Annotated in this window: 21 protein-coding genes; 12 read left to right on the top strand and 9 right to left on the bottom strand. The window is 39.4% G+C overall.

Going from position 1 to position 24046, the window contains the following annotated elements:
• Positions 1-39 precede the first annotated feature (39 nt).
• A complete protein-coding gene (locus ACNSN2_RS07930) occupies positions 40-1464 on the top strand; it encodes a sodium-dependent transporter (protein ID WP_010390240.1) in 1425 nt (474 codons plus the stop codon).
• 54 nt (positions 1465-1518) lie between these two features.
• On the opposite strand, the gene ACNSN2_RS07925 is transcribed toward ACNSN2_RS07930, so the two are convergent.
• Complete coding sequence (locus ACNSN2_RS07925) at positions 1519-2160, bottom strand: CPBP family intramembrane glutamic endopeptidase (protein WP_138605975.1); 642 nt, start codon at positions 2158-2160, stop codon at positions 1519-1521.
• A 231-nt stretch (positions 2161-2391) separates the two neighbouring features.
• Between ACNSN2_RS07925 and ACNSN2_RS07920 the strand changes: the two genes are divergently transcribed.
• The gene (locus ACNSN2_RS07920; protein WP_054201048.1) at positions 2392-2661 is read left to right on the top strand and encodes an HU family DNA-binding protein; all 270 of its coding nucleotides are present in this window, start codon (positions 2392-2394) and stop codon (positions 2659-2661) included.
• Positions 2662-2884: 223 nt separating this feature from the next.
• Complete coding sequence (locus tag ACNSN2_RS07915) at positions 2885-3463, top strand: type 1 glutamine amidotransferase domain-containing protein (RefSeq protein WP_054201047.1); 579 nt, start codon at positions 2885-2887, stop codon at positions 3461-3463.
• A gap of 65 nt (positions 3464-3528) precedes the next feature.
• Here the strand turns inward: ACNSN2_RS07915 and trpA are convergent, their stop codons facing one another.
• The 6 genes from trpA to ACNSN2_RS07885 are packed head-to-tail and all read right to left on the bottom strand — an operon-like array spanning position 3529 to position 10116.
• Entirely contained in the window at positions 3529-4350 is an 822-nt protein-coding gene (trpA, locus tag ACNSN2_RS07910; protein WP_010390235.1) for a tryptophan synthase subunit alpha, read from the bottom strand.
• Entirely contained in the window at positions 4347-5531 is a 1185-nt protein-coding gene (gene trpB / locus ACNSN2_RS07905) for a tryptophan synthase subunit beta (RefSeq protein ID WP_075169446.1), read from the bottom strand. Before trpB ends, trpA begins: the two co-directional genes overlap by 4 nt.
• Positions 5532-5538: 7 nt before the next feature.
• Positions 5539-6903 (bottom strand): bifunctional indole-3-glycerol-phosphate synthase TrpC/phosphoribosylanthranilate isomerase TrpF, encoded by a 1365-nt coding sequence (trpCF, locus tag ACNSN2_RS07900; RefSeq protein ID WP_418606928.1) that lies wholly within the window; start codon positions 6901-6903, stop codon positions 5539-5541.
• Complete coding sequence (gene trpD / locus ACNSN2_RS07895; RefSeq protein WP_418606927.1) at positions 6896-7933, bottom strand: anthranilate phosphoribosyltransferase; 1038 nt, start codon at positions 7931-7933, stop codon at positions 6896-6898. Before trpD ends, trpCF begins: the two co-directional genes overlap by 8 nt.
• Positions 7934-7943: 10 nt before the next feature.
• Positions 7944-8546 (bottom strand): aminodeoxychorismate/anthranilate synthase component II, encoded by a 603-nt coding sequence (locus tag ACNSN2_RS07890; protein ID WP_055012578.1) that lies wholly within the window; start codon positions 8544-8546, stop codon positions 7944-7946.
• A 1-nt stretch (position 8547) separates the two neighbouring features.
• On the bottom strand, positions 8548-10116 hold the full coding sequence (locus ACNSN2_RS07885; RefSeq protein WP_418606926.1) for an anthranilate synthase component 1: 1569 nt from the start codon (positions 10114-10116) through the stop codon (positions 8548-8550).
• 444 nt (positions 10117-10560) lie between these two features.
• Between ACNSN2_RS07885 and rnm the strand changes: the two genes are divergently transcribed.
• The 5 genes from rnm (at position 10561) to ACNSN2_RS07860 (ending at position 14155) form a co-directional block, all read left to right on the top strand.
• The gene (rnm, locus tag ACNSN2_RS07880) at positions 10561-11415 is read left to right on the top strand and encodes an RNase RNM (protein WP_178956166.1); all 855 of its coding nucleotides are present in this window, start codon (positions 10561-10563) and stop codon (positions 11413-11415) included.
• Positions 11412-12032: an L-threonylcarbamoyladenylate synthase gene (locus tag ACNSN2_RS07875; protein ID WP_010390225.1), complete on the top strand. Its 621-nt coding sequence runs from the start codon at positions 11412-11414 to the stop codon at positions 12030-12032. Before rnm ends, ACNSN2_RS07875 begins: the two co-directional genes overlap by 4 nt.
• A 2-nt stretch (positions 12033-12034) precedes the next feature.
• Positions 12035-12874, top strand: a complete 840-nt coding sequence (locus ACNSN2_RS07870; RefSeq protein WP_418606925.1) for a segregation and condensation protein A — start codon at positions 12035-12037, stop codon at positions 12872-12874.
• A gap of 146 nt (positions 12875-13020) precedes the next feature.
• Entirely contained in the window at positions 13021-13572 is a 552-nt protein-coding gene (locus ACNSN2_RS07865) for a cytochrome b (RefSeq protein ID WP_010390221.1), read from the top strand.
• 1 nt (position 13573) lies between these two features.
• On the top strand, positions 13574-14155 hold the full coding sequence (locus ACNSN2_RS07860) for a YceI family protein (protein WP_055012575.1): 582 nt from the start codon (positions 13574-13576) through the stop codon (positions 14153-14155).
• Positions 14156-14199: 44 nt separating this feature from the next.
• Here ACNSN2_RS07860 and ACNSN2_RS07855 read toward each other — a convergent pair whose 3' ends face one another.
• Positions 14200-15033 carry a transporter substrate-binding domain-containing protein gene (locus ACNSN2_RS07855; RefSeq protein ID WP_054201039.1) on the bottom strand — a complete coding sequence of 278 codons (834 nt, stop codon included), beginning with the start codon at positions 15031-15033 and terminating at the stop codon, positions 14200-14202.
• A 122-nt stretch (positions 15034-15155) separates the two neighbouring features.
• Positions 15156-15323 carry a hypothetical protein gene (locus ACNSN2_RS07850; protein ID WP_007375427.1) on the bottom strand — a complete coding sequence of 56 codons (168 nt, stop codon included), beginning with the start codon at positions 15321-15323 and terminating at the stop codon, positions 15156-15158.
• 413 nt (positions 15324-15736) lie between these two features.
• Here ACNSN2_RS07850 and ACNSN2_RS07845 point away from each other — a divergent pair, with 413 nt between their 5' ends.
• From ACNSN2_RS07845 to ACNSN2_RS07830, 4 genes are all read left to right on the top strand, one after another.
• A complete protein-coding gene (locus ACNSN2_RS07845) occupies positions 15737-16672 on the top strand; it encodes an acetoacetate decarboxylase family protein (protein WP_418606922.1) in 936 nt (311 codons plus the stop codon).
• A 20-nt stretch (positions 16673-16692) separates the two neighbouring features.
• Positions 16693-18942: an NAD(P)-binding protein gene (locus ACNSN2_RS07840; RefSeq protein ID WP_418606921.1), complete on the top strand. Its 2250-nt coding sequence runs from the start codon at positions 16693-16695 to the stop codon at positions 18940-18942.
• A gap of 87 nt (positions 18943-19029) precedes the next feature.
• On the top strand, positions 19030-21300 hold the full coding sequence (locus tag ACNSN2_RS07835) for a TonB-dependent receptor (protein ID WP_418606919.1): 2271 nt from the start codon (positions 19030-19032) through the stop codon (positions 21298-21300).
• A 28-nt stretch (positions 21301-21328) separates the two neighbouring features.
• On the top strand, positions 21329-24025 hold the full coding sequence (locus ACNSN2_RS07830; protein WP_418606918.1) for a 7TM diverse intracellular signaling domain-containing protein: 2697 nt from the start codon (positions 21329-21331) through the stop codon (positions 24023-24025).
• The last annotated feature ends 21 nt before the right edge of the window (positions 24026-24046 follow it).

Here is a 24046-nt window from a genome sequence, read left to right as displayed (position 1 = left end):
GAGTCCCTTGGATAAGATAAATAATAACAAGGTTATTACATGAGTGAAAATAGAGAGCACTTTAGCTCCCGCTTAGGATTTATATTGGCAGCGGCAGGCTCTGCTGTGGGTATTGGTAACTTAGTAGGCTTTCCAGTTTCTGCGACTAAGAATGGCGGTGGTGCATTTTTGCTCGTCTATGCTTTGTTTGTCGCATTCATTTGTTTACCTGTAATGATGGCCGAAATGGCCATGGGTCGTCATGCACAAAAAGACCCGCTAGGTGCATACAAAAAATTAGCTAATAACGACAAAAAATGGAAATTTGCTGGCTTTTTAGCGGTATTAACGCCATTTATGATTGCTGTTTTTTATATGGTGATCACGGTGTGGATTTTTGGTTACTTGAGCCAAACCGCGCTGGGTAATTTAGATATGCTGGCAAACCCTGGACACTTTGGTGAGTTTATAAATAGCTATACCGTGTTTGGTTATATGGCGCTGGTAGTAGTTATTGTTAACCTAATTTTGGTCGGTGGCGTAAAAGACGGCATAGAAAAAGCAGCTAAATTTTTAATGCCAGCTTTATTTGTCATGCTTATTATATTGGTGGGTTACGTACTCACTCTTGATAACGCCATGGCCGGTGTTAAGTACTACATTATTCCTGATTTTAGTAAAATGAATGCCAGCGTGCTGAATGGCGCATTGAGCCAAGCGTTTTTCTCATTGTCGTTAGGTATGGGTATTTTAATTACCTATGCATCTTATATCTCGAAAAAAGATGACATTGTAGGCAGTGCTAAAATGGTCGCTATTACCGACTCACTGGTTGCGTTTGTAGCAGGCTTAATGGTGTTACCGGCTATTTTTAGCTTTGACCCAAATACCGATCCGGCTAAGTTATCTGACTCGTCAGTTTCAATGATTTTTGTCTACCTTCCAAAAATTTTATTAGCGTTACAAAATGATATTGGCTATTTTGGCGCATCAGCCGTGGCATTTATTTTCTTCTTATTGGTATTTTTTGCTGCTATCACATCACTGGTATCTATTGTTGAAGTACCAACAGCAACACTAAGCGATCGTAAAGGCATTAGCCGTAAAAAAGCGCTGGGCATACTCACTTTATCAACCGGTATATTAACTATTTTGTGTATTATGTCGTTTGGTATGATTGACAGCCTAACTACTTTTACTAGCTACGGTAGTGGTAATAAGAGCTTTTTTGATGTTGTTTATGACGTATTTTACGACACAATATTGCCTTTAAATGGTTTAATGGTGTGTTTGTTTGTAATGTATAAGTGGAAAAAAGTTCGCTTAAGCGAAGAGCTAAGACAAGGCTCTCCTAATTATGCAAATAGCTTTATGGAAAAGTACGTTAACTTTTCACTGCAAACCTTTATTCCAGCGATATTATTAATCATTTTTGTAAATACCGTTGCAACGAAGTTTTTTGATATCAGTATTTTTGGTTTTTAATTTAAACTAAATCTAAATAAGCCGCGCCTGTCGCGGCTTTTTTATTGCTGTTTGTTAATTCAGTGCGCCAGAGTCTAAATAGTCACCCATCCCTAGGGTAAACATCCATATTCCCCATAAGCTGTGCTCAAGAACACAGGCAAAGGTTGAGCGGCTTTGTGCGTAGGTATATGCAAATAGTAATCCGCCTATAAATGCTAAACTTACTGCAACCCAATTAGCGTAAACAATATGTGCCAGTGCAAATACACTCGCACTTATAATAATGCGTAGCCATTTACTGGGCATAATGCGCTTATAACGATGAAAAAAGTAGGTTCTAAATATTAATTCTTGCGGGATCACCGACAATAAAGGGTAGAGCATTAATAGCATTAGCCAGTCGGTGAGATTTTCACGAGGTAAAGTAAACCAGTGTCCTTGGTAAAGTAAGTTGTAAAATACCCCCGAAAATAACGCGCCAATAAAGAAAAAGCTAAACATGCGGCGCTTCACAGCAGAAAACTGCCCCAAGCTAGTTAATCTAAAACGTTTAAAGTGGCTGTCGTTTAATAACAACATACAGCACACACTCATGAGGATGATCAGTGCTGGAATAAGCCAGTTAGATAAATATTGGCGAATATTAAAGCCAATTAAAGGCAGAATGATAAAAATAAAGGTAAATTCAAACCAGCGGTATTGATTAGCGTTCACGTTTGCTCACGGTGATTTTTATTTCACCTTAGCAAACGATTAAGTCATCTTTATGACTATAAAACAGTCAAGCTGATTATATTTAAACCCAATGAGTCTTACTAAGGCACTTGGCTTCCGGTTAAGGTTGACTTACCCCCTTGCAACCCTTAGCCTGCCTGCTTTTATTTTTACATCATTGTATTGCCACGTTAATAGGTTTAAGCCTAGGCGTGTATTTAGGAGCAAAAAATGAATAAAGCAGAATTGGTTTCAGCTATTGCGGATGCGAGTGAATTAACAAAAAAAGACGCACAAGCTGCGTTAACCAGCTTACAAAAAGTGATTACAAAGTCGCTGTCTGAAGGCGATCAGGTACAAATTTCAGGCTTTGGTACTTTTGCACTTAGTTACTACCCAGCGCGTACTGGTCGTAATCCACAAACTGGTGAAGCGATTGAAATACAAGGGGCTAATAAAGCCGTATTTAAACCAGCAAAAGCGTTAAAAGAGCGCCTTTAATTTAAAACTTTAGTGCCTGTTAAGTTCGCTTCTTCCCCAAAAGCCACTATTTAGCTTACAGGCTCTTTGCTTTATTACTTTTGCCTGTAGTATCTGCAATCAGTGTAAATAATTTACATTACTTGTATATTACCTTTTATAAAATCTTATTATATTCAGCGTGTTATGTTTGGTATGTGATATGCAAATACGGTTATGTATTGAATAAAATAAGGAGTATTTAATGAGTAACTTACATAACAGTAATCGTTTAAAAGGTAAAAAAATTGCCATTTTAGCCACCGATGGGTTTGAGCAAAGCGAGTTACTCTCGCCACAGGCTGCATTACTTGAGGCGGGCGCCGATATAGATGTTGTTTCTATTAAAGAAGGGCAGATCACCGCATGGGATGAAGACAAGTGGGGTGAAAAAGTTGCTGTTGATAAATTAGCAGCCAATGCAAATGCCGGTGATTACGATGCGCTTTTACTGCCTGGTGGCTTGTTTAATCCCGATAGCTTACGCCAAGACTCGGATGCTAAGGCATTTGTAGATGGTTTTTTTGGAGCAAAGAAAAACAAACCCGTTGCCGCTATTTGCCATGCGCCGTGGTTACTCGCAGAGATTAACAAGCTCAGAGACAAAAAGGTTACTTCATATCCCAGTATTAAAAGTGATTTAATTAATGCCGGTGCTAACTGGGTCGACCAAGAGGTGTGTGTTGATCAAGGCTTAGTGACTAGTCGCAGCCCTGCAGATTTAGACGCGTTTAATGCTAAGTTTATAGAAGAGATTCTTGAGGGTAAGCATCAAGCCCATTAAGTTTGCAGTTTAAATAAAAAAGGGCATGTTACATGCCCTTTTTTAGTGATTAAAAACGCCGTTGATTAAAGCGCTGTTGCGGCTTTCATCTCGGTTACAAATGTTTTTAATTGTGTAGTCATTGCATTTAAATCATTTAGGTTTGCTTCAATGATTTTTACTACTGCAGAACCTGAAATAGCACCCGCAGCACCGGCTTTAAGCGCGGCTTTTACATCATCAGGTGTTGAAATACCAAAGCCTAATAACGCAGGCGCACTGTGGTACTCTTGTAAGCGCGAAACCACGTGTGTTGCAGGCATTTGTGCTTTAGTATCGGTGCCTGTTACCCCTGCACGAGACAGTAAGTAAGTGTAACCGCGACCGTACGATGCGCACTCACGCAACGTATCGTCACTGGCGTTCGGCGTAGCGATAAATATCGGGTCAATACCGTTTGCCATGGCGGCTTTTCTAAACATTTTAGACTCGTGTAATGGCACATCAGCCACTAAAATAGAGTCAACGCCTACTGCTTTTGCATCAGTGTAAAACTTTTCTAAGCCACGTTTAAATATTAAGTTTGAATACAGTAATAAACCAATTGGGATATCGGCATTGTACTGGCGTATTTCTTTAATAATATCAAAACAATCTTGTGTATTAATGTGCTCATCTAAAGCACGAATATTGGCCTTTTGAATAACAGGGCCGTCGGCAATCGGATCTGAAAACGGAATACCTAGCTCTAGTCCATCTGCGCCGCCATCGATTAAGCTTTTAATAATTTCAATGCTTTGCGCTTTACCCGGATCGCCAATAGTAACAAATGGTACAAACGCGCCTTGGTTTTGCTCTTTTAGTGCAGCAAACATTTGTCCGTAACGGTCAGTTTTTACTTGGCTCATAATTGACCTTCCTCTGATAATACCTTGTGTACGTGGGCTAAATCTTTATCGCCACGGCCACTTAAATTAACCACTAAAATGCTTTCTTCTTGCAACTCTTCCGCATATTTAAGTGCATATGCAATGGCATGACTTGATTCTAGTGCCGGAATAATACCTTCGTGTTTTGCCAGTGCTTGAAACGCATCAAGAGCTTCGGTATCGCTAATGCCTACATATTGAGCTCGACCAGTTTCGTGTAAAAATGCATGCTGTGGCCCTACAGCAGGGTAATCCAATCCCGCCGATACAGAGTAAGACTCTTCAATTTGGCCATCGTCATTTTGCATAATGTAGGTATAAGTGCCGTGTAAAATACCTTTAGTGCCTTTGCAGATTGTTGCGCCGTGCTCGTGGGTATCAAGGCCTTTACCTGCTGGTTCTACACCAATTAATTTAACACCCGGCTCGTCAATAAAATCAGTAAACATACCAATGGCATTGGAGCCACCACCTACACAAGCTAAAACCGCATCTGGTAGTCGACCTTCCGCTTTAAGAATTTGCTGTTTAGCTTCCTCGCCAATAATTTTTTGATACTCACGTACAATTGTTGGAAAAGGATGAGGGCCCGCGGCTGTACCTAGCAAGTAATGTGCCTCTTGATAGTTTGCTGACCAATCACGCAGAGCTTCGTTAACCGCATCTTTTAATGTGCCCGAACCTGCGGTAACTGGAATAACTTCAGCGCCCATAAGTTTCATTCTAAATACATTAGGCTGTTGGCGTTCAACGTCTTTTGCACCCATGTAAATACGACATTTTAAGCCAAGTAATGCACACGCAAGTGCAGTGGCTACACCATGTTGGCCGGCACCGGTTTCTGCTATAACTTCTTTTTTGCCCATGCGTTTAGTCAGTAATGCTTGACCCAACACCTGATTAGTTTTGTGTGCACCACCGTGGAGTAAATCTTCACGCTTTAAGTAAAGTTTAACTTTAGGGTTTTTAACTAAGTTGCGAGTTAACGTAAGTGGCGTAGGGCGACCTGCATACTCGTTTAAAAGCTGTGTAAATTCAGCTTGAAACTCAGGATCTTTTTGTGCTTTGTTAAATTCGCTTTCTAACTGCTTTAGCGCAGGTACGAGTAACTCGGGAACAAACATTCCGCCAAACTCGCCAAAATAAGCTGGATTTTGCATTTTAACCTCAATAGTTTCTGATGCTTGAAAAAGCATGATTTAATTTTTTTGCGCACTTTTTACCAGGAGACTGCTCTACACCTGAATTTAAATCAAGTCCTAAAGCTCCGTGATAGAGGGCATCGCTAATATTGTCTGGGTTTAAGCCGCCAGCAAGCATAAATGGGGTGGTCGCATCACGCAGTACCGACCAATCAAATGTTTTACCTGTGCCACCCGCGTGTGAATCACTGTGGGTATCGTATAAATGGCGATCTGCGCCTGCTACGGGTTGTGGTAAAACATCTTTTATTGCCTGTGCTTTCCAAATTTGGCAATTACGTGGTAATTCACTACGTAATGACGCAATGTATTGTTCATCTTCTTGGCCATGTAATTGAACGGCTGATAATTTAAGTTGTTTAGCGTGTTCAGCCACATCAGGTATAGCAGCGTTAACAAATACGCCAACAAATTTTAAAGGCGCACTTTGACTGATTTCTTTAGCGCAATCTAAATCAACAAAGCGGGGTGATTTAGGGTAAAAAATCAACCCGCCATACACAGCGCCATTGCTATAGGCTGCAATAGCATCTTGATTGCGGGTTAAGCCGCACACTTTGTTTTCGCCTAATATAACGCGACGACATGCTTGTATTAGATCAGCTTCAGCCATTAATGAGCTGCCAATTAAAAAGCCATTACATAAAGGGGCTAAGCGTTTTACATCTTGATGGGTGTAAATACCTGACTCAGATATAACCACTTTATTTTCAGGAATAAGTTTACGTAGTCGTTCTGTGGTGGCTAAGTCGGTGCTTAAATCACGCAAATCTCGATTATTAATCCCAATTATTTGTGCATTTAGTGCCAGCGCACGGTGAACTTCTGCTTCGTTACTTACCTCAGTTAATACTGACATATTTAACGAGTCGGCCACTTCATGCAGTGTTTTATATTGCTGATCGTCAAGCACAGATAGCATAAGTAAAATAGCGTCGCCGCCATAAAGACGTGCCATATAAACTTGGTACTCATCAATAAAAAAGTCTTTACAAATAAGCGGCTGTTCTACTTGGCTACGTACAAATTCAAGGTAATCAAAACTGCCTTGAAAGTACTTTTCGTCAGTTAACACACTCATACAAGTGGCATATTGCTTATACGCTTGGGTGATTTCTGTTAAATCAAAAGGCTGACGAATCAACCCCTTAGAGGGCGACGCTTTTTTGCATTCTAAAATAAACTGAGTACCAGGTGCTGCCAGTGCTTTGTAAAAACTACGCTCAGTCGGTTTGGCTTGGTGTTTAAAGCTCTCTAGTGGGCGTGCAGCCTTACGCTCGATTAGTTCTATTTTTTTATCGGCAATAATTTTGTCTAATACATTAGCCATGACTTACCTCAATAATTGCATTTAATGTGTCCATGGCCTTGCCTGAACGTAATAAAGAGTGTGTTATTTGCGCACCTTGTTTTAACGACTCTGCTTGGCCGGTTAAGTACAGCAATGCGGCCACATTAACAACAATTGCGGCGTTGTGTGCCTCAGTGCCTTTACCTTGTAAAATAGCAAGACTGGCGTTTGCATTGTATTGTGGGCCTTCACCGGCTAATTGTTCAAGTGAATAGTTTGCAAGGTCAAAATCACTTGGACTGAGTGTGTACTGAGTAATTTTACCATTATTAAGCTCTACAACCTGTGTTGGGCCATGTAAGGCAATTTCGTCAGTACCAGAGCCGTGCACTATCATAGCGCGTTTAGTGCCTAGAGTATTAAGCGTTTGTGCCATTGGCATACATAAAGACTCATCGTACACGCCGAGTAGTTGCACCTCAGGAGCTGCTGGATTCGCCAGTGGCCCAAGAATATTAAAAATGGTTCGGGTTTTTAAACTGGTACGCACGTTCATCGCATGGCGCACCCCGCTGTGGTAGTGCGGTGCAAATAAAAAGGTAAAATTTGTGCTCTCTAAACAACGGGCAGCGACCTCTGGGGTCATATCGATATTGATCCCCAGTGCTTTGAGCAAGTCAGCAGACCCAGAATTACTCGACACGCTTCGATTGCCATGTTTTACCATATTAATACCAGCCGCTGCCGCTACAATCGCGGCGGTGGTACTAATATTTATAGTGTTTGAACCATCGCCACCGGTGCCACAGCTATCAGCAAGTAGCGTTTTATTAGTGATAAAGGGAACTGCGTTTTCACGCATTGAAGCGGCTGCACCGGCAATCTCATCGCTTACTTCACCTTTCATTTTAAGGCCAATAAGCAGCGCAGAGAGTTCAATATCGTTCATATTGCCTTGCATAATTTGGTCAAATAGTGCTTTTGCTTGCGTGTAACAAAGTGACTGCTTTGCAATAATATGCTCAATAGCATGTTGAACATTAAGCGGGCTGTGTAATTGATTAGTCATAATGTTCCTTTTATTTGGCACGTGTTAAATAAGCAACGCTTTGCTGTAGTAGCATTGCGCCATTGGGCGTTAAAATTGACTCTGGGTGGAATTGATAGCCCAGTACATTGTCTTGATGATGATAAATAGCCATTGGTATATCTTGGTATTTAGCAATAACGGCTAAGTTATCAGGTACTTTTGTTGCCATTAAAGAGTGATAACGTGCTACTGGCATGGTGCTTCCCATACCGTAAAATACAGGGTGATCATTTAAATTTATAATTGATGACTTACCATGTACGGTTTCACCAGCGTGACCGATTACTCCGCCATAGCTTTGTGTTAGCGCTTGTTGGCCTAAACAAATACCTAGCATTGGAAATTGGCCCTTACACAGGTTAATTAACTCCATAAGGCAGCCTGCATCGCTAGGCGCACCAGGGCCTGGTGATAATACCAGCAATACTTGTCCACGCTCTGCCTGCATTTTTTCGAATATGATCTCTGCGCTAATGTTGTTTCGGTAAACTACTAACTCAGCACCTAGCATTGTTAGCTCATCAACAAGGTTGTAGCTAAATGAGTCAAAGTTATCTAAAAAGTAAATTTTAATAGGGTGTGCTTCACTCATTTTATACTGCCTTATACGTCGATTTAATCGCGGTGATCACCGCTTGGGCTTTAGCGCGCGTTTCGTTTGCCTCTGACATTGGATCTGAATCAAATACAACCCCAGCACCGGCTTGCACATACGCAATATTATTTTTAACAAAGGCGGCACGTATAACAATACAGCTGTCCATGGCACCGTCACCGGTTAAATAGCCAACTGCGCCACCATAGCTACCGCGACGTTTGCCTTCAGTTTTGCGTACTAATTCTGCCGCACGGACTTTGGGGGCACCCACTAAGGTACCCATGTTCATACAAGCTTGATAAGCATGCAGAGCATCTAATTCGGGTTTTAATTTTCCTACTACACGTGATACTAAATGCATTACTTGTGAATAGCGGTCTACTTTTAATAGCTCTTTGGCATGGCGAGTACCAGGAACGCTAATACGAGCAACGTCGTTACGTGCTAAATCAACCAGCATTAAGTGCTCGGCACGTTCTTTTTGATCGTTTCTGAGCTCAAGTTCAATACGGCTATCTAAATCGGGATTAATTTGTCCATTTGCAAACTTACCCCGTGGACGTGTACCTGCAATCGGATAAACCTCAACTTGTTGAGACTTAACCTCATACTTAAGCGCAGACTCTGGAGAAGCGCCAAATAATGAGAAATCTTCATCACGCATGTAAAACATGTACGGGCTTGGATTTTGCTTTTTAAGTTGGCTATAAGCATGTAATGAGTCAGGGCACGGCAATGAGAAAGTACGAGAGGGCACCACTTGAAAAATATCGCCATCAACTATATGTTGCTTAAGTTTTATCACTTGTTGGCAATATTGCTCATCACTAATATCAACATTTACAGGGCAGTCACCTGCTTGGCTTGGGGCACTAAAGTCTGCGGCGTGGTCGCATAATGTATTCAGGCGCTCTAATTGTTTGCCCACTTCAAAACAGTTTGCGTGAACATCTGGGCCATTAAACACATTACCAATTAACTCGGTTGTTTGTTTTTGGTGATCAATAACAACCAGTGTTTCGGCTAAATAAAATACGTAGTCTGGGCAGGTATTTTCACCGTCAGGTACATCGGATAGTTGTTCAAAGTTAGCCACCATGTCGTAGGCAAATACACCGCCTAAAAACACTGAGAACGGATTGTCAGTGGTGCTTCTAATACTATTTAAACAAGTGCGTAGTGCACTAAAAGCGTTATCGGCAATCAGTTTGCTAGCTTGGTCAATGGTGTCATCGACTGGGTGATACTCAAGTGTGAGTGTGGTATCGGTTAACTGTGAAGCGCAGTTTTGTACATTAGCCTGCAAATAGTTAAGTAGTTGTTGGCCGTTGTTTGATTGTGCACTGATGCTCACTTGGTTGCCTTGGCAAACAATACGCAATGCACAATCAACCAGTATTAAGCTTTTTACGCTATCTTTTGAATCTATTTCTGCAGATTCAAGCAATAGTGAGTTAGGTTTATCAAGTGCCGCATACAAGGCAAGTGGGCTACTTATGTAGTCTCGTACTTGCGTTATGCTTGTCACTTCACCTGGTGTTGTTGTTATATGACTAAAAATCAAACCTCATCCCCTAAAAAAATAAAACCCCGCAATGCTAAGCAGTGCGGGGTTTGAATAACGATGTCTAAATTATAGATAGACCATTACCGTCCCGCTATGCCAGGCGCCACCACCAATGATGTGTAAGAGTGTTTACGTTATTCATGTTTTTAATTCCTGTTAATCTTGTATTGCAAAATTTAGTGATAAAAAAACCCGCATGGTAGCGGGTTAGAATTTTTTGTTTAGACACGACAATTCATCACCCTTTGTTTTAAGAGTGCCACCACCAGATGATGTTTTGAATTGTATTTTTCATTGTTATTTATTCTTTAATGTCTAAAAGTGGCTACAGTAAAACGTATCAACTGCTTTTGTGTCAAGTGTTTATTTAAAACAATTTCGTTAAAAAACTTGTTATACTGTGTGAAACACCCTTAAACCATTAATTAAAGTAGTTTTCATTTGATAAAATACGACTTACATAGCCATACAACACACTCAGACGGACATTTAACCGTTGAGGAACTATTAGCGCGAGCAGTCGATAAAAACATTGATGTATTTGCCATTACCGATCACGATACTGTGGCCGCAATTGAGCCTGCGCAGGCTTTTATCAAACGTGAAAACTTGCCGCTTAAACTGATTAATGGGGTTGAAATATCAACCAAATGGGAGAGTTTTGAAATACATATTGTTGGGCTTAACATTGATACCAATGATCGCACTTTGCATACATTACTTAGCGAGCAACAGCAAAAGCGCGAAACCCGTGCAATTGAAATAGGCCACCGATTAACTAAAAATGGCTTTGAGGGTATTTATCAACAAGCCCGCGATCTGGCTGAAAATGCGCAAATTACTCGCGCTCACTTTGCCAGAGCTTTAATTGAGCGAGGTGTGGCTAAAAACTTTCCTGGGGTATTTAAAAAGTACTTAGGGCGAGGAAAAACCGGTTACGTACCGAGTAACTGGTGTGATATGCAAACGGCAATTTCAGCGATTCATTCCGCCGGTGGGGTGGCTGTTTTGGCGCACCCAAGTAGCTACAAAATGTCGAATAAGTGGTTGCGTAAACTACTCGTAGAGTTTAAATCAGTGGGCGGTGATGCAATGGAAGTTGCCCAACCGCAACAGGCCCCGAGTGAGCGTCAGTTTTTAGGCTTGTTGAGTCAAGAATACGACCTGCTTTGCTCTCAAGGCTCTGATTTTCATTTTCCGACTAGTTATTTAGAACTTGGAAAAAATTTATACTTACCTAAAGATTGCCAAGGGGTTTGGCAAACATGGGAAAAGCACGAAGGAGTTGCATTATGAGTCAATTATTTCATATACATCCGGATAACCCACAGCCTAGACTAATTTCTCAAGCTGTTGATATTATTAAACAGGGCGGCGTAGTTGTGTACCCAACAGATTCGGGATATGCGATTGGCTGTAATTTAGGTAACAAACAAGCAAAAGAGCGCATAGAGCGTATTCGTGGTATTGAAAAACACCATAATTTTACTTTAGTGTGCCGCGATTTATCTGAGCTTTCTACTTATGCTCGGGTAGATAACCAAATGTTTAGGCTGATCAAAAATAATACCCCAGGGCCTTATACGTTTATTTTTAAAGGCACAAAAGAAGTACCTAAACGCTTATTAAACGATAAGAAAAAAACCATAGGCATTCGTGTTATTGAACACCCAATTGCTTGTGCGTTACTTGCGGAATTGGGTGAGCCATTAATGTCATGCTCACTTATTTTACCGGGTGATGAATACACGCAAGCGGACCCCGATGACATTTTGGATCGTCTAGATAAGCATGTCGATTTAATTATTCATGGCGGATACCTCACAGAGCAAGCAACCACGGTAATTGATTTATCAGAGGACGATATTCAAATTTTACGTGTAGGCTGCGGCGATACGGCTCCATTTGAATAGCAATGAAACAGCCTGACACGGTTTCGTTAATACCTACAGATATGCCAGTGCAGCAAAAGCTGCCACTGGCATTTTTGCATGGGAAAGCCGTTGTTGAAAAGCCTGAAGATTTATATATTCCGCCTGATGCGCTTGAAGTTATTTTAGAAACCTTTGAAGGTCCGTTAGATCTGTTGCTTTATTTAATTAAAAAGCACAAGTTAGATGTTCTCGAATTATCTATATTTAGCATTACTGAGCAGTATGTAAAATATGTAGAAATGATGAGTGAGTTTCAGTTAGAACTCGCAGGCGAATATCTCGTAATGGCAGCATTGCTGGCGCAGATTAAGTCGCGGTTGTTACTGCCAGTGCATGAGGAATTAGAAGAAGAGGAAGATCCCCGCGCCGAACTTATAAAACGTCTACAAGAGTACGAACAATTTAAAAAAGCGGCCGAAAATATCGATTCTTTGCCCCGCGTTGGTCGCGATATATTTATCGCCAATGCAACTTTCCCAGAGTTAGAAGAAAAAAACCAACCCTTACCTGAACTGGCAATCAAAGATCTATTGTTAGCGCTAAGCGACGTAATGGCGCGTGCTAAAACATTTGAGCATCATTTAATTAGTGCAGAAACCCTGTCAACTCGTGAACGTATGAGTTTAATTTTACACACACTATCCCAAGCAAAAGCACCTGTTGCGTTTACCCAACTGTTTACCTTTGAAGAGGGCCGCAGTGGAGTAGTTGTTAGTTTTATTGCCATGTTAGAACTAATCAAAGAGGGCTTAATTGCTTGCTTACAAGTTGAGTCTGATAGCCAAATATATGTATCTCTTAATGAGCCTACCGAAAGTTAACCTCCCATAAAGTTTTTTGCAATTATACTAAATTAATAGACTTTACTGTGCGTATACGCACGATAAGTGTTTGCATATGCTATTTTAATCGCCACTCATCCATTATATCGTAGTGTTATTACTAGATTAGAGATTGGCGATAAGCAATGTTTAAAAACTCAAAAACCGGTTATGGCCTGATGGCTATATTTTTACACTGGTTAATGGCGTTGACTGTCTTTGGTTTGTTTGGTTTAGGCTTATACATGGTTGAGCTAACTTACTATGATAGCTGGTATAAAGGCTCATTAGATTTGCATAAAAGCATAGGGCTGAGTTTAGCGGCTGTATTTGTTTTTAGACTGTTATGGCGTCGATTTAATGTAAAACCTAGCCCTATTGGGACCAACACTCAATTAAATCAGCTGGCCCAAACCGCACATATTTTAATGTATCTGTTTTTAGTGATTATTATGGTGTCTGGGTATCTAATCTCTACTGCTGATGGGCGACCAATCGAAGTGTTTGGCTTGTTTTATGTCAAAGCCATCGACTTTACCTTTGATTCTCAGGCAGATATAGCAGGGCAGATCCATTATTACAGCGCATGCTTACTGATTGGGTTTGTGGTGCTGCATATTTTAGGTGCGTTAAAACACCACTTTATAGATAAAGATAAAACATTAATTAGAATGATCAAATTACAAAAGGAAGCTTAAAATGAAAAAGTTACTATTAACTTCAGCGTTATCAGCAGCGATGTTTATGACAGCTACCGATGCTAGTGCTGCAGACTATGTTATTGATACCAAAGGAGCACATGCCTTTGTTAATTTTAAAATTAAACATTTAGGTTACAGCTGGTTGCACGGGCGTTTTAACACCTTTGATGGGCAGTTTAACTACGACGCTAAAAACCCAAACGCATCTCAAATTAGTGTAAATATCGACACAGCAAGCCTAGATTCAAACCATGCTGAACGAGATAAACACTTACGCGGTGGCGACTTTTTAAATGTAAGCAAATACCCACAGGCTAGCTTTAAAAGTACAGCAATTAAGTTTGATCAAGACGGTGAAGAAGCCACAGTAACCGGTGAGTTTACCCTTCATGGTATTACTAAAACAATTAGTTTTGAAATTGATAAGATTGGTGAAGGTAAAGATCCATGGGGTGGTTACCGTGTTGGTTTTGAAGGTGAAACCAGCTTAAAACTAGCTGATTACGGTATTGATTACGATTTAGGCCCAGCGTCAACGCACGTTGATATTGGTTTATTTATTGAAGGTATTCGTCAATAATACCGTTTTATAGTTAAAGCTAAGCGTTATCACGCTTAGCTTTTTTATTGTAAATGCGCTTCTAATTTTGATTTTAAGTGACTTGGTAACCACCGAGTTAATACTTGTTTATAGTCTTCAGTTTGCTTAATTAGTTTGAGTTGCTGATTGAGTGTGGCAATATCTTCTGCGCCTTGCTCGTTTTTAGTACAGCCAATGTAACCGTAACTAATTTTTGGTGCCTCAGTCAGCATGCGCTGCGTTAAATTGTCACTAAACCCCATCGTTTTTGCTAAATAATAATGCTCACTGGGGTAGCCTAATAAAATATCAATTCGCTCTAAGTTAAGCATATAGGTTAATGTACTGAGGGTATCGCGAGTAGGTCTAATGACAATATTTGTATTAGGTGTGGTATTAATTACTTTATCAATTTCACTGCCGTATGAGCGATTCATCGATACACCCAAGGTGAGCTTTTTATTTACTAATAAATTAGTTAACGACACTGATTTACTGCTTTCAATACCTAGCGCAATGCTCAGCTTTTGATGCATGGCAATAGAGGGAGAAAGACCAGCTGTAGAGCTTTGATGCGTGAAATAAACACGTTCTTCTCGATATTTGTTTTTATAAAGTGATAATGCGCATGCATTTGATTGCAGATTAGCGAGTTCCTGAATAACTTTACCAGAGGGAATAATGATACGTTCAAAGTTAATATGCGGAAGTTGTTGCTCTAACAGCGAAATAATACTTTCATCACGGCCCTGAGATTTATCCGGACCGCTTAAAATATAATAGGGCGCAAAGTCATGCGTTATCCATTTTATTGTTCTGGCATCACACTTTGTGCTTAAAAATACACAGACGAACAGTATTAACCACGAAAACCGCATTTTCACTACAACAAATAAATAAACATGGATTTAAGTGTAGTCAATAATACACCAAAAAGTAAAATGCCAGCATAAAGCTGGCATTTTAATTTATTTATAAGTTAAACACTTATAAATAATAATTAACTGGCTTTCAGCCATTTTACAAATTGACGTGCATCACTTGCTTTTTGAAACAATGCATTTTTCAAACCTTGTGTATCGCTGAAGATTACACGATGTTTGTTAACCGAAATTGATTGCACTGGATGTGCTATTTGGATCATAGATCCGTTATATTTGTATGACATAATAAAACTCACTTTATTTTTGTTATTTATTCTGGGCTTTTTCTTAAAGCACATTACAGATGATAAATAATCTAATTGTGTTTAGCTTCATTACAGTGTTGACGATCTTTATGACACTTTTACGATGATATTAAAAATAAATCATCAAGGTATTAATAGGGGTTCTCGCCGTACAATAACTTAGCTTTTGAATATACGTTTTGCGGGGCTTACTGGATCAGGGTAAAGAGGTTAACCGCTAGGGCTTTTTATAGCCAAGCAGCAATATTACGTCACAATATTTTACTTTGCAAGCAATTTATTAAAATACTTTGAATTGAGTGGAATTCATATGTAGCCATAAATATTAATTCGTAAAGGACAACAGACCCAAATATATCTGACTATACTCAGTTTTTAACTGAGGGGGTCAAATGAACTCACTATCTGCGCCATATCAACATTTTTTATCTAATCCAATAGCAAAGCCGCCTTGTCGTATGCACAATGCAAATATGTATGGGTTTTTTGCTGAAATAGAATCTAATAAAGCACAAAAGTATATTGATTCAACGTTAAACATAGGGGAGGAGGGTAATATTTATTTTAAAATACTTGGCGAGTTTGCACTTATTACATTTACAGATATTGAAAAAATAGCCTCGATGACCCCGCCATTCGATCAGCATGGTTGGATGCAAGAAACAGATATTATCATTTGGTTGCCTGTCGCTAAGGTTGAGGATGAAGATATAACCTACTTATATTGGTATCCAGCGTTTATCTGTGTTAACAACATTTATGCACTTATTAATGGTCGCGAAACATGGGGCTATAATAAGTATTTGTGTGACTACACCATGCCAAGCTGTGTATCGGAGCTATCGAATTTTTCAATATCTTTAGAATGCTTTGAACATTTCTCCCCTGAATCAAAGCTACAAATGCATGAGCTATTTTCAATTACTATAAATTCTAAACACCAAGATAGCGATTTCTTATCTATTATTGATAACTTTGGCGATCAAGTAGCAAATTTGTTTTCTCGCAAACATTTAGATATTGATTTTTCATTATTAAAGCAGTTATTGAGTGGCTTTGTTAATCCACAAATGGATCAAATTTTGTTAAAACAATTTCCTGATGGCAGTGGCGATTCAGCGGTATACCAGAGCGTAATGCACTCACCTTCAATGATTAAAAAAATACATAGCTTTAAATTTTTGAAACCTGAGTTTACTTTGCATCTTAATAATTTAGATAGTTTTCCACTTGCCGATATGTTTGGTCTAAAGTTAGGTAGTCAAGCGCTGCACTTACCTTTTTATGTGCAAATGGATTTCGACCAGTTAGCCGCAACTAAAATTTAAATTGCTTAGAAGGATTTCCCATGAACCAAGAAAAAATCGTGATAATTGGTGGCGGTGTATCGGCTATGACTGCTGCACTGTATTTAACTGAGCAACCTGACTGGCAACAGCATCGAACTATCACAGTATACCAACAAGGCTGGCGTTTGGGTGGTAAAGGAGCAAGTGGTCGAAATGCGGCTAGCGGGCAGCGTATTGAAGAGCATGGCTTACATGTTTGGTTTGGTGCTTATGTAAATAGCTTTAAAACAATAGAAACGGTTTACACTAAATTACAACGGCCAGCCGATTCACCTTTATCTACATGGCAGCAAGCATTAAAACCGCATAGCTTTATAGCCTTAGAAGAATATATTGATGACCAATGGCAAACATGGCCAATTGATTTCCCATTACTTGCAGGGAATCCTGCTGATGGAAGTTTAGATATAACGCCATGGGATTTTATTAAAATGACCCTAGCTTGGCTAAAAAAGTGGATATTTGATTTACAGTCAGCAGCAAAAAAAGCTAATAAAAATATACAATTAAGTACAAAAAAAACACGAGATCAATCTTTATTACGGCACTTGCACCAACAAATAACAGATTTGGTTGATGATACCGAAGATGCTTGGCGAGATTTTGCTGATGATATAAAACAATATTCGAGTGAAGTTGCTTCTACTCCAAGCTTATTAATAAATACATTAAATAAGTTTGCCCACGCCGACAATACATTAAACCCCCAAGCCTATAAGAAAAAAGATGGCCTTGTTATTTGGTATATAGTTAGAAAGCTAAAGCGCTGGCTTAATAGCGAAATGATTGAGTTGTTAGACAATAATGCGCAGCTTAGACGATTATATATTTGCGCAGACCTTGCTATCGCAATGCTAGTTGGTTTGGTAAAAGACAAAGTATATCGAGAAGGGTTTGAGGTTATAAATAAATTTGATTTTAGGCAATGGCTTATAAGAAATGGGGCAAATGAGCAATACAGTGCTAATTCGGCGCCTATAAGAGGGTTTTATGATTTGGTGTTTGCGTACCCTGCGGGTGACCTAAGTAAGCCTAATGTTGAGGCTGGTGTCGCATCACTGGCTATGTTACGCATCGCGCTGTGTTACCGCGGAGGGATCATGTGGAAAATGCAAGCGGGGATGGGCGATGTCATCTTTGCTCCCTTATACGAACTACTAAAAAAAAGAGGGGTTAAGTTTGAGTATTTTCATCAATTGCAAAACCTGACTCCCAGCCTAAGTGAGCAAGGAGAGAGTTTTGTCGAGACCGTTGAACTTCAGCAACAAGTTTCTTTGCTCGCAGACGCAGAGTATCAACCACTGGTTAATGTTAAAAAACTACCTTGTTGGCCAAGTGAACCACTTTATGCGCAAATTAATAGTGAACAAGCCGCACTATTAAAGCAGCATGATATTAATTTAGAATCTTTTTGGTCAGACTGGCCGTCTCAATACGAAAACCATTTTGGGCAGCCACTGCCAATAAAAAAATTAAACTACAAAGAAGATTTTGACAGAATTGTGTTGGGTGTATCTGTGGCGTCACTTGAGCACGTATGCCCTTCATTATTAGCGTGGGATACTAAATTTGCAGCGCAAGCAAAGCAAGTCAAAACGGTGGCAACCCAAGCTGCCCAACTATGGCTTAATAAAACAGACGAGCAATTAGGCTGGCAATATATTCCAAAGAGTAAAGAAGGCCCAATTCTAAGTGGCTTTAGCGAACCATTTGATACGTGGGCGGCAATGATGAATTTAGTCGACAAAGAGCAGTGGCCTACTGATTGCCCTCCTAAAAACATTGCTTATTTTTGCAGTGTTTTTCCTTGTGAGTACTATCCACCAAAAAGTGAATATCAATTTCCTCTACAGGCTAAATCGCAAGTAAAGGTAAATCTAGAAGCAATACTAGAAAAAAACATGCAGTCCTTATGGCCGCTTGCATATCAAAATAATGAGTTTGACTGGTCTGTATTATATGAAATATCGTCATCAGGGGATGAACGATTAAATGCTCAATACTGGCGAGTAAACGTTGACCCAAGTGAGCGTTATGTTTTGTCAGTTGCTGGTTCAAGTAAGTATCGACTGGCGACAGATGAAACAAAATTTACAAACCTTTTTATTACCGGTGATTGGATTAAAACGGGTGTTAATGCCGGTTGTGTTGAAGCGGCTGTTATGGCAGGTATGCAAACAGCCAGAGCAATGGTGGGTTACCCACAACACATTAGTGGCGAAAATGCATTTGCAGTTATCAAAAATTAAAATACTCTTCCAGCACAGCTTTAATCGGTTGATTAGTATATAGTTAAACATGTTGTTTACATTTATTTAGCGCAAAGGTCACGTGAAATGAAAAATAAAGGCAAGCTTCTCAATAAAAATATATGGTTGGTATGCTTACCAGGCTTTTTACTGCCACTGCAGGCGAAAGTAGTGGTAGAGGGTAAAAGTGATGACCAACCGAACATGGAAATCATTGAGGTTTATGCGCAAAAAAGAGCGCAAAAAATTGAAGAAGTCGGCATTTCTGTAAGCACAATAAAAGGGGACGATCTCAAAGCGCAACACGTTAAAGACTCAACAGAGTTATCTGTATTTGCCCCAAATTTAAAAATTAGTCAAAACGCAGCGGAAGGCACACCACCAGCGGTTAATATTCGTGGCGTAGGGCTAGTTGATTATAACACAGCTAATACATCGCCGGTGGCGATGTATGTGGATGATATAGCCGTGGGCTCTGCCAGTAACCAAATTGTAAACTTATTTGATATTGAGCAGATTGATATTTTGCGTGGCCCTCAAGGAACTTTATTTGGTCGAAATTCCACTGGCGGGGCTATTTTAATCCGCTCTAAACGCCCTGAGTTTGAACAAAGTGGTTATTTAAGTACTGGTATTGCTAATAACAACGCGACCAGTGTTGATGCTATGTTTAATTCAGCTATTGGAGAAAACACAGCCGTTCGTGTTGCGCTAAACCATCAAAATTATGATTATTCTACAAACAATATTTTTGCTGATTCACCAACAGCGGGGATGCGGCAAACAAATGGTCGAGTATCTTTTTTAGCTGACTTTGACACTGTGCAGTTTTTGATAAAAGGGCATATTTCCGATTGGGATGGCATAGTTCAGCCTGTTGGCAGTATTGGGGTTATTGCAAACCCATTAACAGGAGAGCGATGCTCGCCAGCACAAGCAGGTTCAACCACTTGTTTTGATAACTTTGGATTTAATGATGGCAGTGATGATTTTTATACAGTAAGCGTTAATAATCATTCGCCACATAAAACCGATGGTAAGGGGGTTAGTGCCCATGTTAATTGGCAATTGGATACACACAATGAGCTTATTTCACTAACTAGCTATAACAAGTTAAAGCGTGATCATGCCTTTAACTGTGATGGCTCTCCAGCACGGTTATGTGAAGGTAATTTAGGTTTAAATACTGATTTAGTAACGCAAGAGTTTCGGTTGCAATCTCAGCTCGCAGAGCATTTTCTTACAACGGGAATTTATTATGCTGATGAGTCTATTATTCAAGACAATGTAAATGATATTTTACGAGATTATCGAGGCATTTTAGCGACAGATTTAACCGCTACTTTTTTCTATGATAATAGGATAAAAACAAAGAGCATTGCAGCGTTTACCCAACTTGACTATCAATTAAACCAAGATTGGCTAATTACCGCTGGGCTTCGTTATTCTTATGAGTCTTTAGATTACGACTCAACATCCCAGCTTAATATTATTTTAGACCCTAACGATTTAACCGGAGTTAAGGTGCCATTTTATCGTGTTCAGGGAGAGCAATCAGATAATGGCATCTCTGGTCAGTTGGCTGTGAACGTTAAGCTGGATGATGCAACCTATGCCTATTATCGATTTGCTAATGGCGCAAAAAGCGGAGGCTATAACGGTGGGTTTTTATCATCGGTTGAACAAGCAAAGCTTGCTGATTATCAAAAAGAACGATTGAACTCACATGAAATTGGCTTAAAGTCTTGGTGGCCACAGTTGGGCATGCGATTTAATTGGGCTGCATTTTATTATGATTATAATGACCAACAGGTGTTTATGAATCAGCCTTCAGTATCTGATCAGAGCCCGCCTATTCAATTATTAGAAAATGTGGCAGATTCGATTATATATGGCCTAGAGGCTGATTTTGAGTATTGGCTGACCGATGATTTGAATGTTAAGTTTGCTATGGGTTATATACCCCATGCAGAGTTTGAAGAATATGTTGATCCTTTAGGTAACGCATTATCAGATAATCGCTTGCCGTTTACCTCAAAATGGAACCTCAGTGCAAGCATTGAATACACGCACGTGCTGGCTAATCACCCACTTACAACGCAATTATTAGTTGATTATCAATCCGACTACTATTTTGATCAGAATCAAAACCCTTATGCTATGCAAGATGGCTATAGTATTTTTAATGCAAACATACATTATCAACATGATAACTGGGCGATTGCTATTTGGGGGAAAAACCTCTTTGGTACGCAATATAGTCACTTAAAATTTGATTTAAGCTCTTTCCTTGGCATGCTTGAAGACTTTAAAGGTGAAGGCAGGCGTTTTGGTTTAGATGTTAGTTATCAGTTTTAATTTTAGTCTTTAAATTAAGGTGCGAAGTATGCCAATGAAGGCAGTTCTAAAGCTATTTTTATATTGTGTATTTTTGTGCTTTAGCAATTTAGCGCCGGCAGATACACTCGCTCCTATTGTTTATACTTTAAAACAACAAGATACTGATTTGCTCGGTCAGGGTCATGTATTTCAGGTAACGAGTGGTACTTTTCCCCGTAACCACAGTGAAATAGAAATGTGGCTTGAAGATAAACAACCACAATCAAGAACATCGTTTTTTGGTGGTAGTTTTTGGTTTGTCATAGCACTTGAAAATAAAACAGACTTAGATGAACTGGTGCTCTATCCGTATAACACGTTACTTTCAAAAATCGAAACCCGGATTTATGATATATCGAACTTTGATGAACCAATAAAGCAGTATGTCACTGGGGGGCTTTACCCAAATGAGTTTGCATTTCATTATGGGAATAAAGTTAAGCTGGCGCCTAATCGTTCTTACGTATTAATTGCAAAATTTCAAAGTGAATATTTTTATACTCCACCAAAATTAGTGCTTTCATCTTATGACGATTTTTTTGTAAGAAAAACCTCAGACAACATGATTATGTTGCTGTGCTTTGGGGTTGGTATTGCGTTAGGTTTATACAATTTTCTTATTTACTTGGGGGATAGAGATAAAACCCATTTGTACTACGCCATGTTCACAGCATGCTGGGTGTTGGCTTGGAGTCAGTTTTTTCATATACCGGATCAAATTTTTGGTTTTTACAATGCCCATTTTCATTGGTTAGGTTTTACTTTAATTCCCATCACAAATATTTTATTTTTTAACAGCTTACTTAAATTAAAAGACACGTCTCCTAAGTTATCTCGATTATCAATCTACTTAGGCATTGTTGCCACAGCAGGCGCACCTTTTGCAATGGTTTGGCCTGGTTTTGGCTTTATTTGGGCCACTTTAGTGACAGGGGCAACTTTATCTTTAGGTATGGTTGTTGGTATACGAAGCTGGATCAGTGGCTTTAAGCCGGCTCGCTATTTTGTTCTCGCCTATTTGGCTATGGCCATTCCTAATATGGTTGGCAATTTAACTAATCTAGGACTTATTGAGCCAATAAAAATGGATCTCTATTTACTTGGACTTATTGGCACAGCGCTCGATGCAGTATTACTTGCTTTTGCTGTCGCAAATAAATTCAGTATTTTGCATCATCAGAATGTTGAACTGACTAAAAATTTGGAACACAAGGTCGAACTGCGTACCCAAGAGTTACAACAATTGGCGGAAGAGCTTCGTGATGCAAGTGAAGCTAAAAGTCGATTTTTAGCTAACATGAGCCATGAGATCCGCACCCCAATGACATCCATTATTGGTTATGCTGATGGGATAATTTTAGGTGATATACAGCCTCATGAAAGAAATCATGGGATCAGGGTGATTTTGCAAAACAGTCGTCATGTACTTGGGCTAATTAACGATATTTTGGATATGTCGAAAATTGAGGCTAACCGTTTAGAGATAGAATTAGTTGAAACGGATTTGTTTGCCACTATTGCTGAAATTGAATCATTACTAGGAAAGCAAATCCGCGATAAAGGCTTAAAATTCAAAGTTGATTATCAATTTCCATTACCAGATTGGATAGTCTCAGATCCAACTCGACTTAGGCAAATATTATTAAATTTAGCAACCAATGCACTTAAATTTACTACCCAGGGCTACATAATGCTGACGGTGAGTTGCAATCAAAAGCAACTAATAATTAAAGTTGAAGACACCGGTATTGGTATGACCGAAAGCGAGCAAAAAGACCTATTTACTCCCTTTCACCAAGCTGACTCGTCAATTTCTCGTAAATACGGTGGTACTGGACTTGGCTTAAATATATCAAAAAGCTTAGCAAATAAACTAAATGGCGATATTACTGTATTTTCTGTGGTAGGTAGGGGTAGCGAGTTTTGCTTTACTATGGAGTTAAATACAACTGAACATACACAATGGGTTAACGCATTTGACGATATACGTAAACCACAAACCAAAGAGCTATTTTTAAATAATAGTCAGCGAAATTTAGTGGGTAGAGTACTTGTGGCTGAAGACCATCCAGAAAATCGTCAGCTTATTAAGCGAATTTTAGAGCGGATGGGGTTAACCGTTGTCGCCGTTGAAAATGGTCGAGATGCAGCGCAAGCAGCGATGGATGAAAGCTTCGACTTAATTTTATTAGATATTCAAATGCCAATTATGGATGGTGAGCAAGCAATTAAGATTATACAAGCAACAGGGGTAACAACACCCATTGTGGCGCTCACTGCTAACACGATGAAGCATGAAATTGATCGCTATTTAAAACAAGGTTTTACTGATCATATTGCCAAACCTATAGATAGAAGCTGTTTTAGTAGTAAAATTGCAAGTTATCTTGATATTGATATATGCGAGAACATTAAGCTACCCGATGAGGAGTTTGCACTACTCAAGCAGGAATATATTAAAGGGTTAAATAAACAAAAAGACACGTTAGTGTCTCAATTTAAGCAGGGTGATATAACGGGTTTTGCACGCAGCGTGCATATGATCAAAGGAACGGCTGGAATGTTTGAATGCAAAGCTTTGTATAAACAGGCTGTTGATTTTGAAACAAACTTAAAGTCTTCACCTGACGCTTTCGACATACAACAAGTTGAGGCTCTACTCAATGCGATTGACGTTATTTTAACCGTTAAAAAAGCACCTTAAATTTTACATTTTATCGTTGAA

The sequence above is a fragment of the Pseudoalteromonas sp. US3C1013 genome, from assembly GCF_048401115.1.
GTDB classification, from domain to species: domain Bacteria; phylum Pseudomonadota; class Gammaproteobacteria; order Enterobacterales; family Alteromonadaceae; genus Pseudoalteromonas; species Pseudoalteromonas undina.
This window is presented reverse-complemented; position numbering and strand designations above follow the sequence as displayed.

Coding starts and splice junctions, on each gene's coding strand:
- ACNSN2_RS07930 (WP_010390240.1), top strand. CDS start 40: ATGAGTGAAAATAGAGAGCACTTTAGCTCCCGCTTAGGATTTATATTG.
- ACNSN2_RS07855 (WP_054201039.1), bottom strand. CDS start 15,033: ATGCGGTTTTCGTGGTTAATACTGTTCGTCTGTGTATTTTTAAGCACA.
- ACNSN2_RS07860 (WP_055012575.1), top strand. CDS start 13,574: ATGAAAAAGTTACTATTAACTTCAGCGTTATCAGCAGCGATGTTTATG.
- ACNSN2_RS07835 (WP_418606919.1), top strand. CDS start 19,030: ATGAAAAATAAAGGCAAGCTTCTCAATAAAAATATATGGTTGGTATGC.
- ACNSN2_RS07915 (WP_054201047.1), top strand. CDS start 2,885: ATGAGTAACTTACATAACAGTAATCGTTTAAAAGGTAAAAAAATTGCC.
- trpD (WP_418606927.1), bottom strand. CDS start 7,933: ATGACTAATCAATTACACAGCCCGCTTAATGTTCAACATGCTATTGAG.
- trpCF (WP_418606928.1), bottom strand. CDS start 6,903: ATGGCTAATGTATTAGACAAAATTATTGCCGATAAAAAAATAGAACTA.
- ACNSN2_RS07845 (WP_418606922.1), top strand. CDS start 15,737: ATGAACTCACTATCTGCGCCATATCAACATTTTTTATCTAATCCAATA.
- ACNSN2_RS07875 (WP_010390225.1), top strand. CDS start 11,412: ATGAGTCAATTATTTCATATACATCCGGATAACCCACAGCCTAGACTA.
- ACNSN2_RS07850 (WP_007375427.1), bottom strand. CDS start 15,323: ATGTCATACAAATATAACGGATCTATGATCCAAATAGCACATCCAGTG.
- trpA (WP_010390235.1), bottom strand. CDS start 4,350: ATGAGCCAAGTAAAAACTGACCGTTACGGACAAATGTTTGCTGCACTA.
- ACNSN2_RS07840 (WP_418606921.1), top strand. CDS start 16,693: ATGAACCAAGAAAAAATCGTGATAATTGGTGGCGGTGTATCGGCTATG.
- ACNSN2_RS07865 (WP_010390221.1), top strand. CDS start 13,021: ATGTTTAAAAACTCAAAAACCGGTTATGGCCTGATGGCTATATTTTTA.
- ACNSN2_RS07890 (WP_055012578.1), bottom strand. CDS start 8,546: ATGAGTGAAGCACACCCTATTAAAATTTACTTTTTAGATAACTTTGAC.
- ACNSN2_RS07870 (WP_418606925.1), top strand. CDS start 12,035: ATGAAACAGCCTGACACGGTTTCGTTAATACCTACAGATATGCCAGTG.
- ACNSN2_RS07830 (WP_418606918.1), top strand. CDS start 21,329: ATGCCAATGAAGGCAGTTCTAAAGCTATTTTTATATTGTGTATTTTTG.
- ACNSN2_RS07920 (WP_054201048.1), top strand. CDS start 2,392: ATGAATAAAGCAGAATTGGTTTCAGCTATTGCGGATGCGAGTGAATTA.
- trpB (WP_075169446.1), bottom strand. CDS start 5,531: ATGCAAAATCCAGCTTATTTTGGCGAGTTTGGCGGAATGTTTGTTCCC.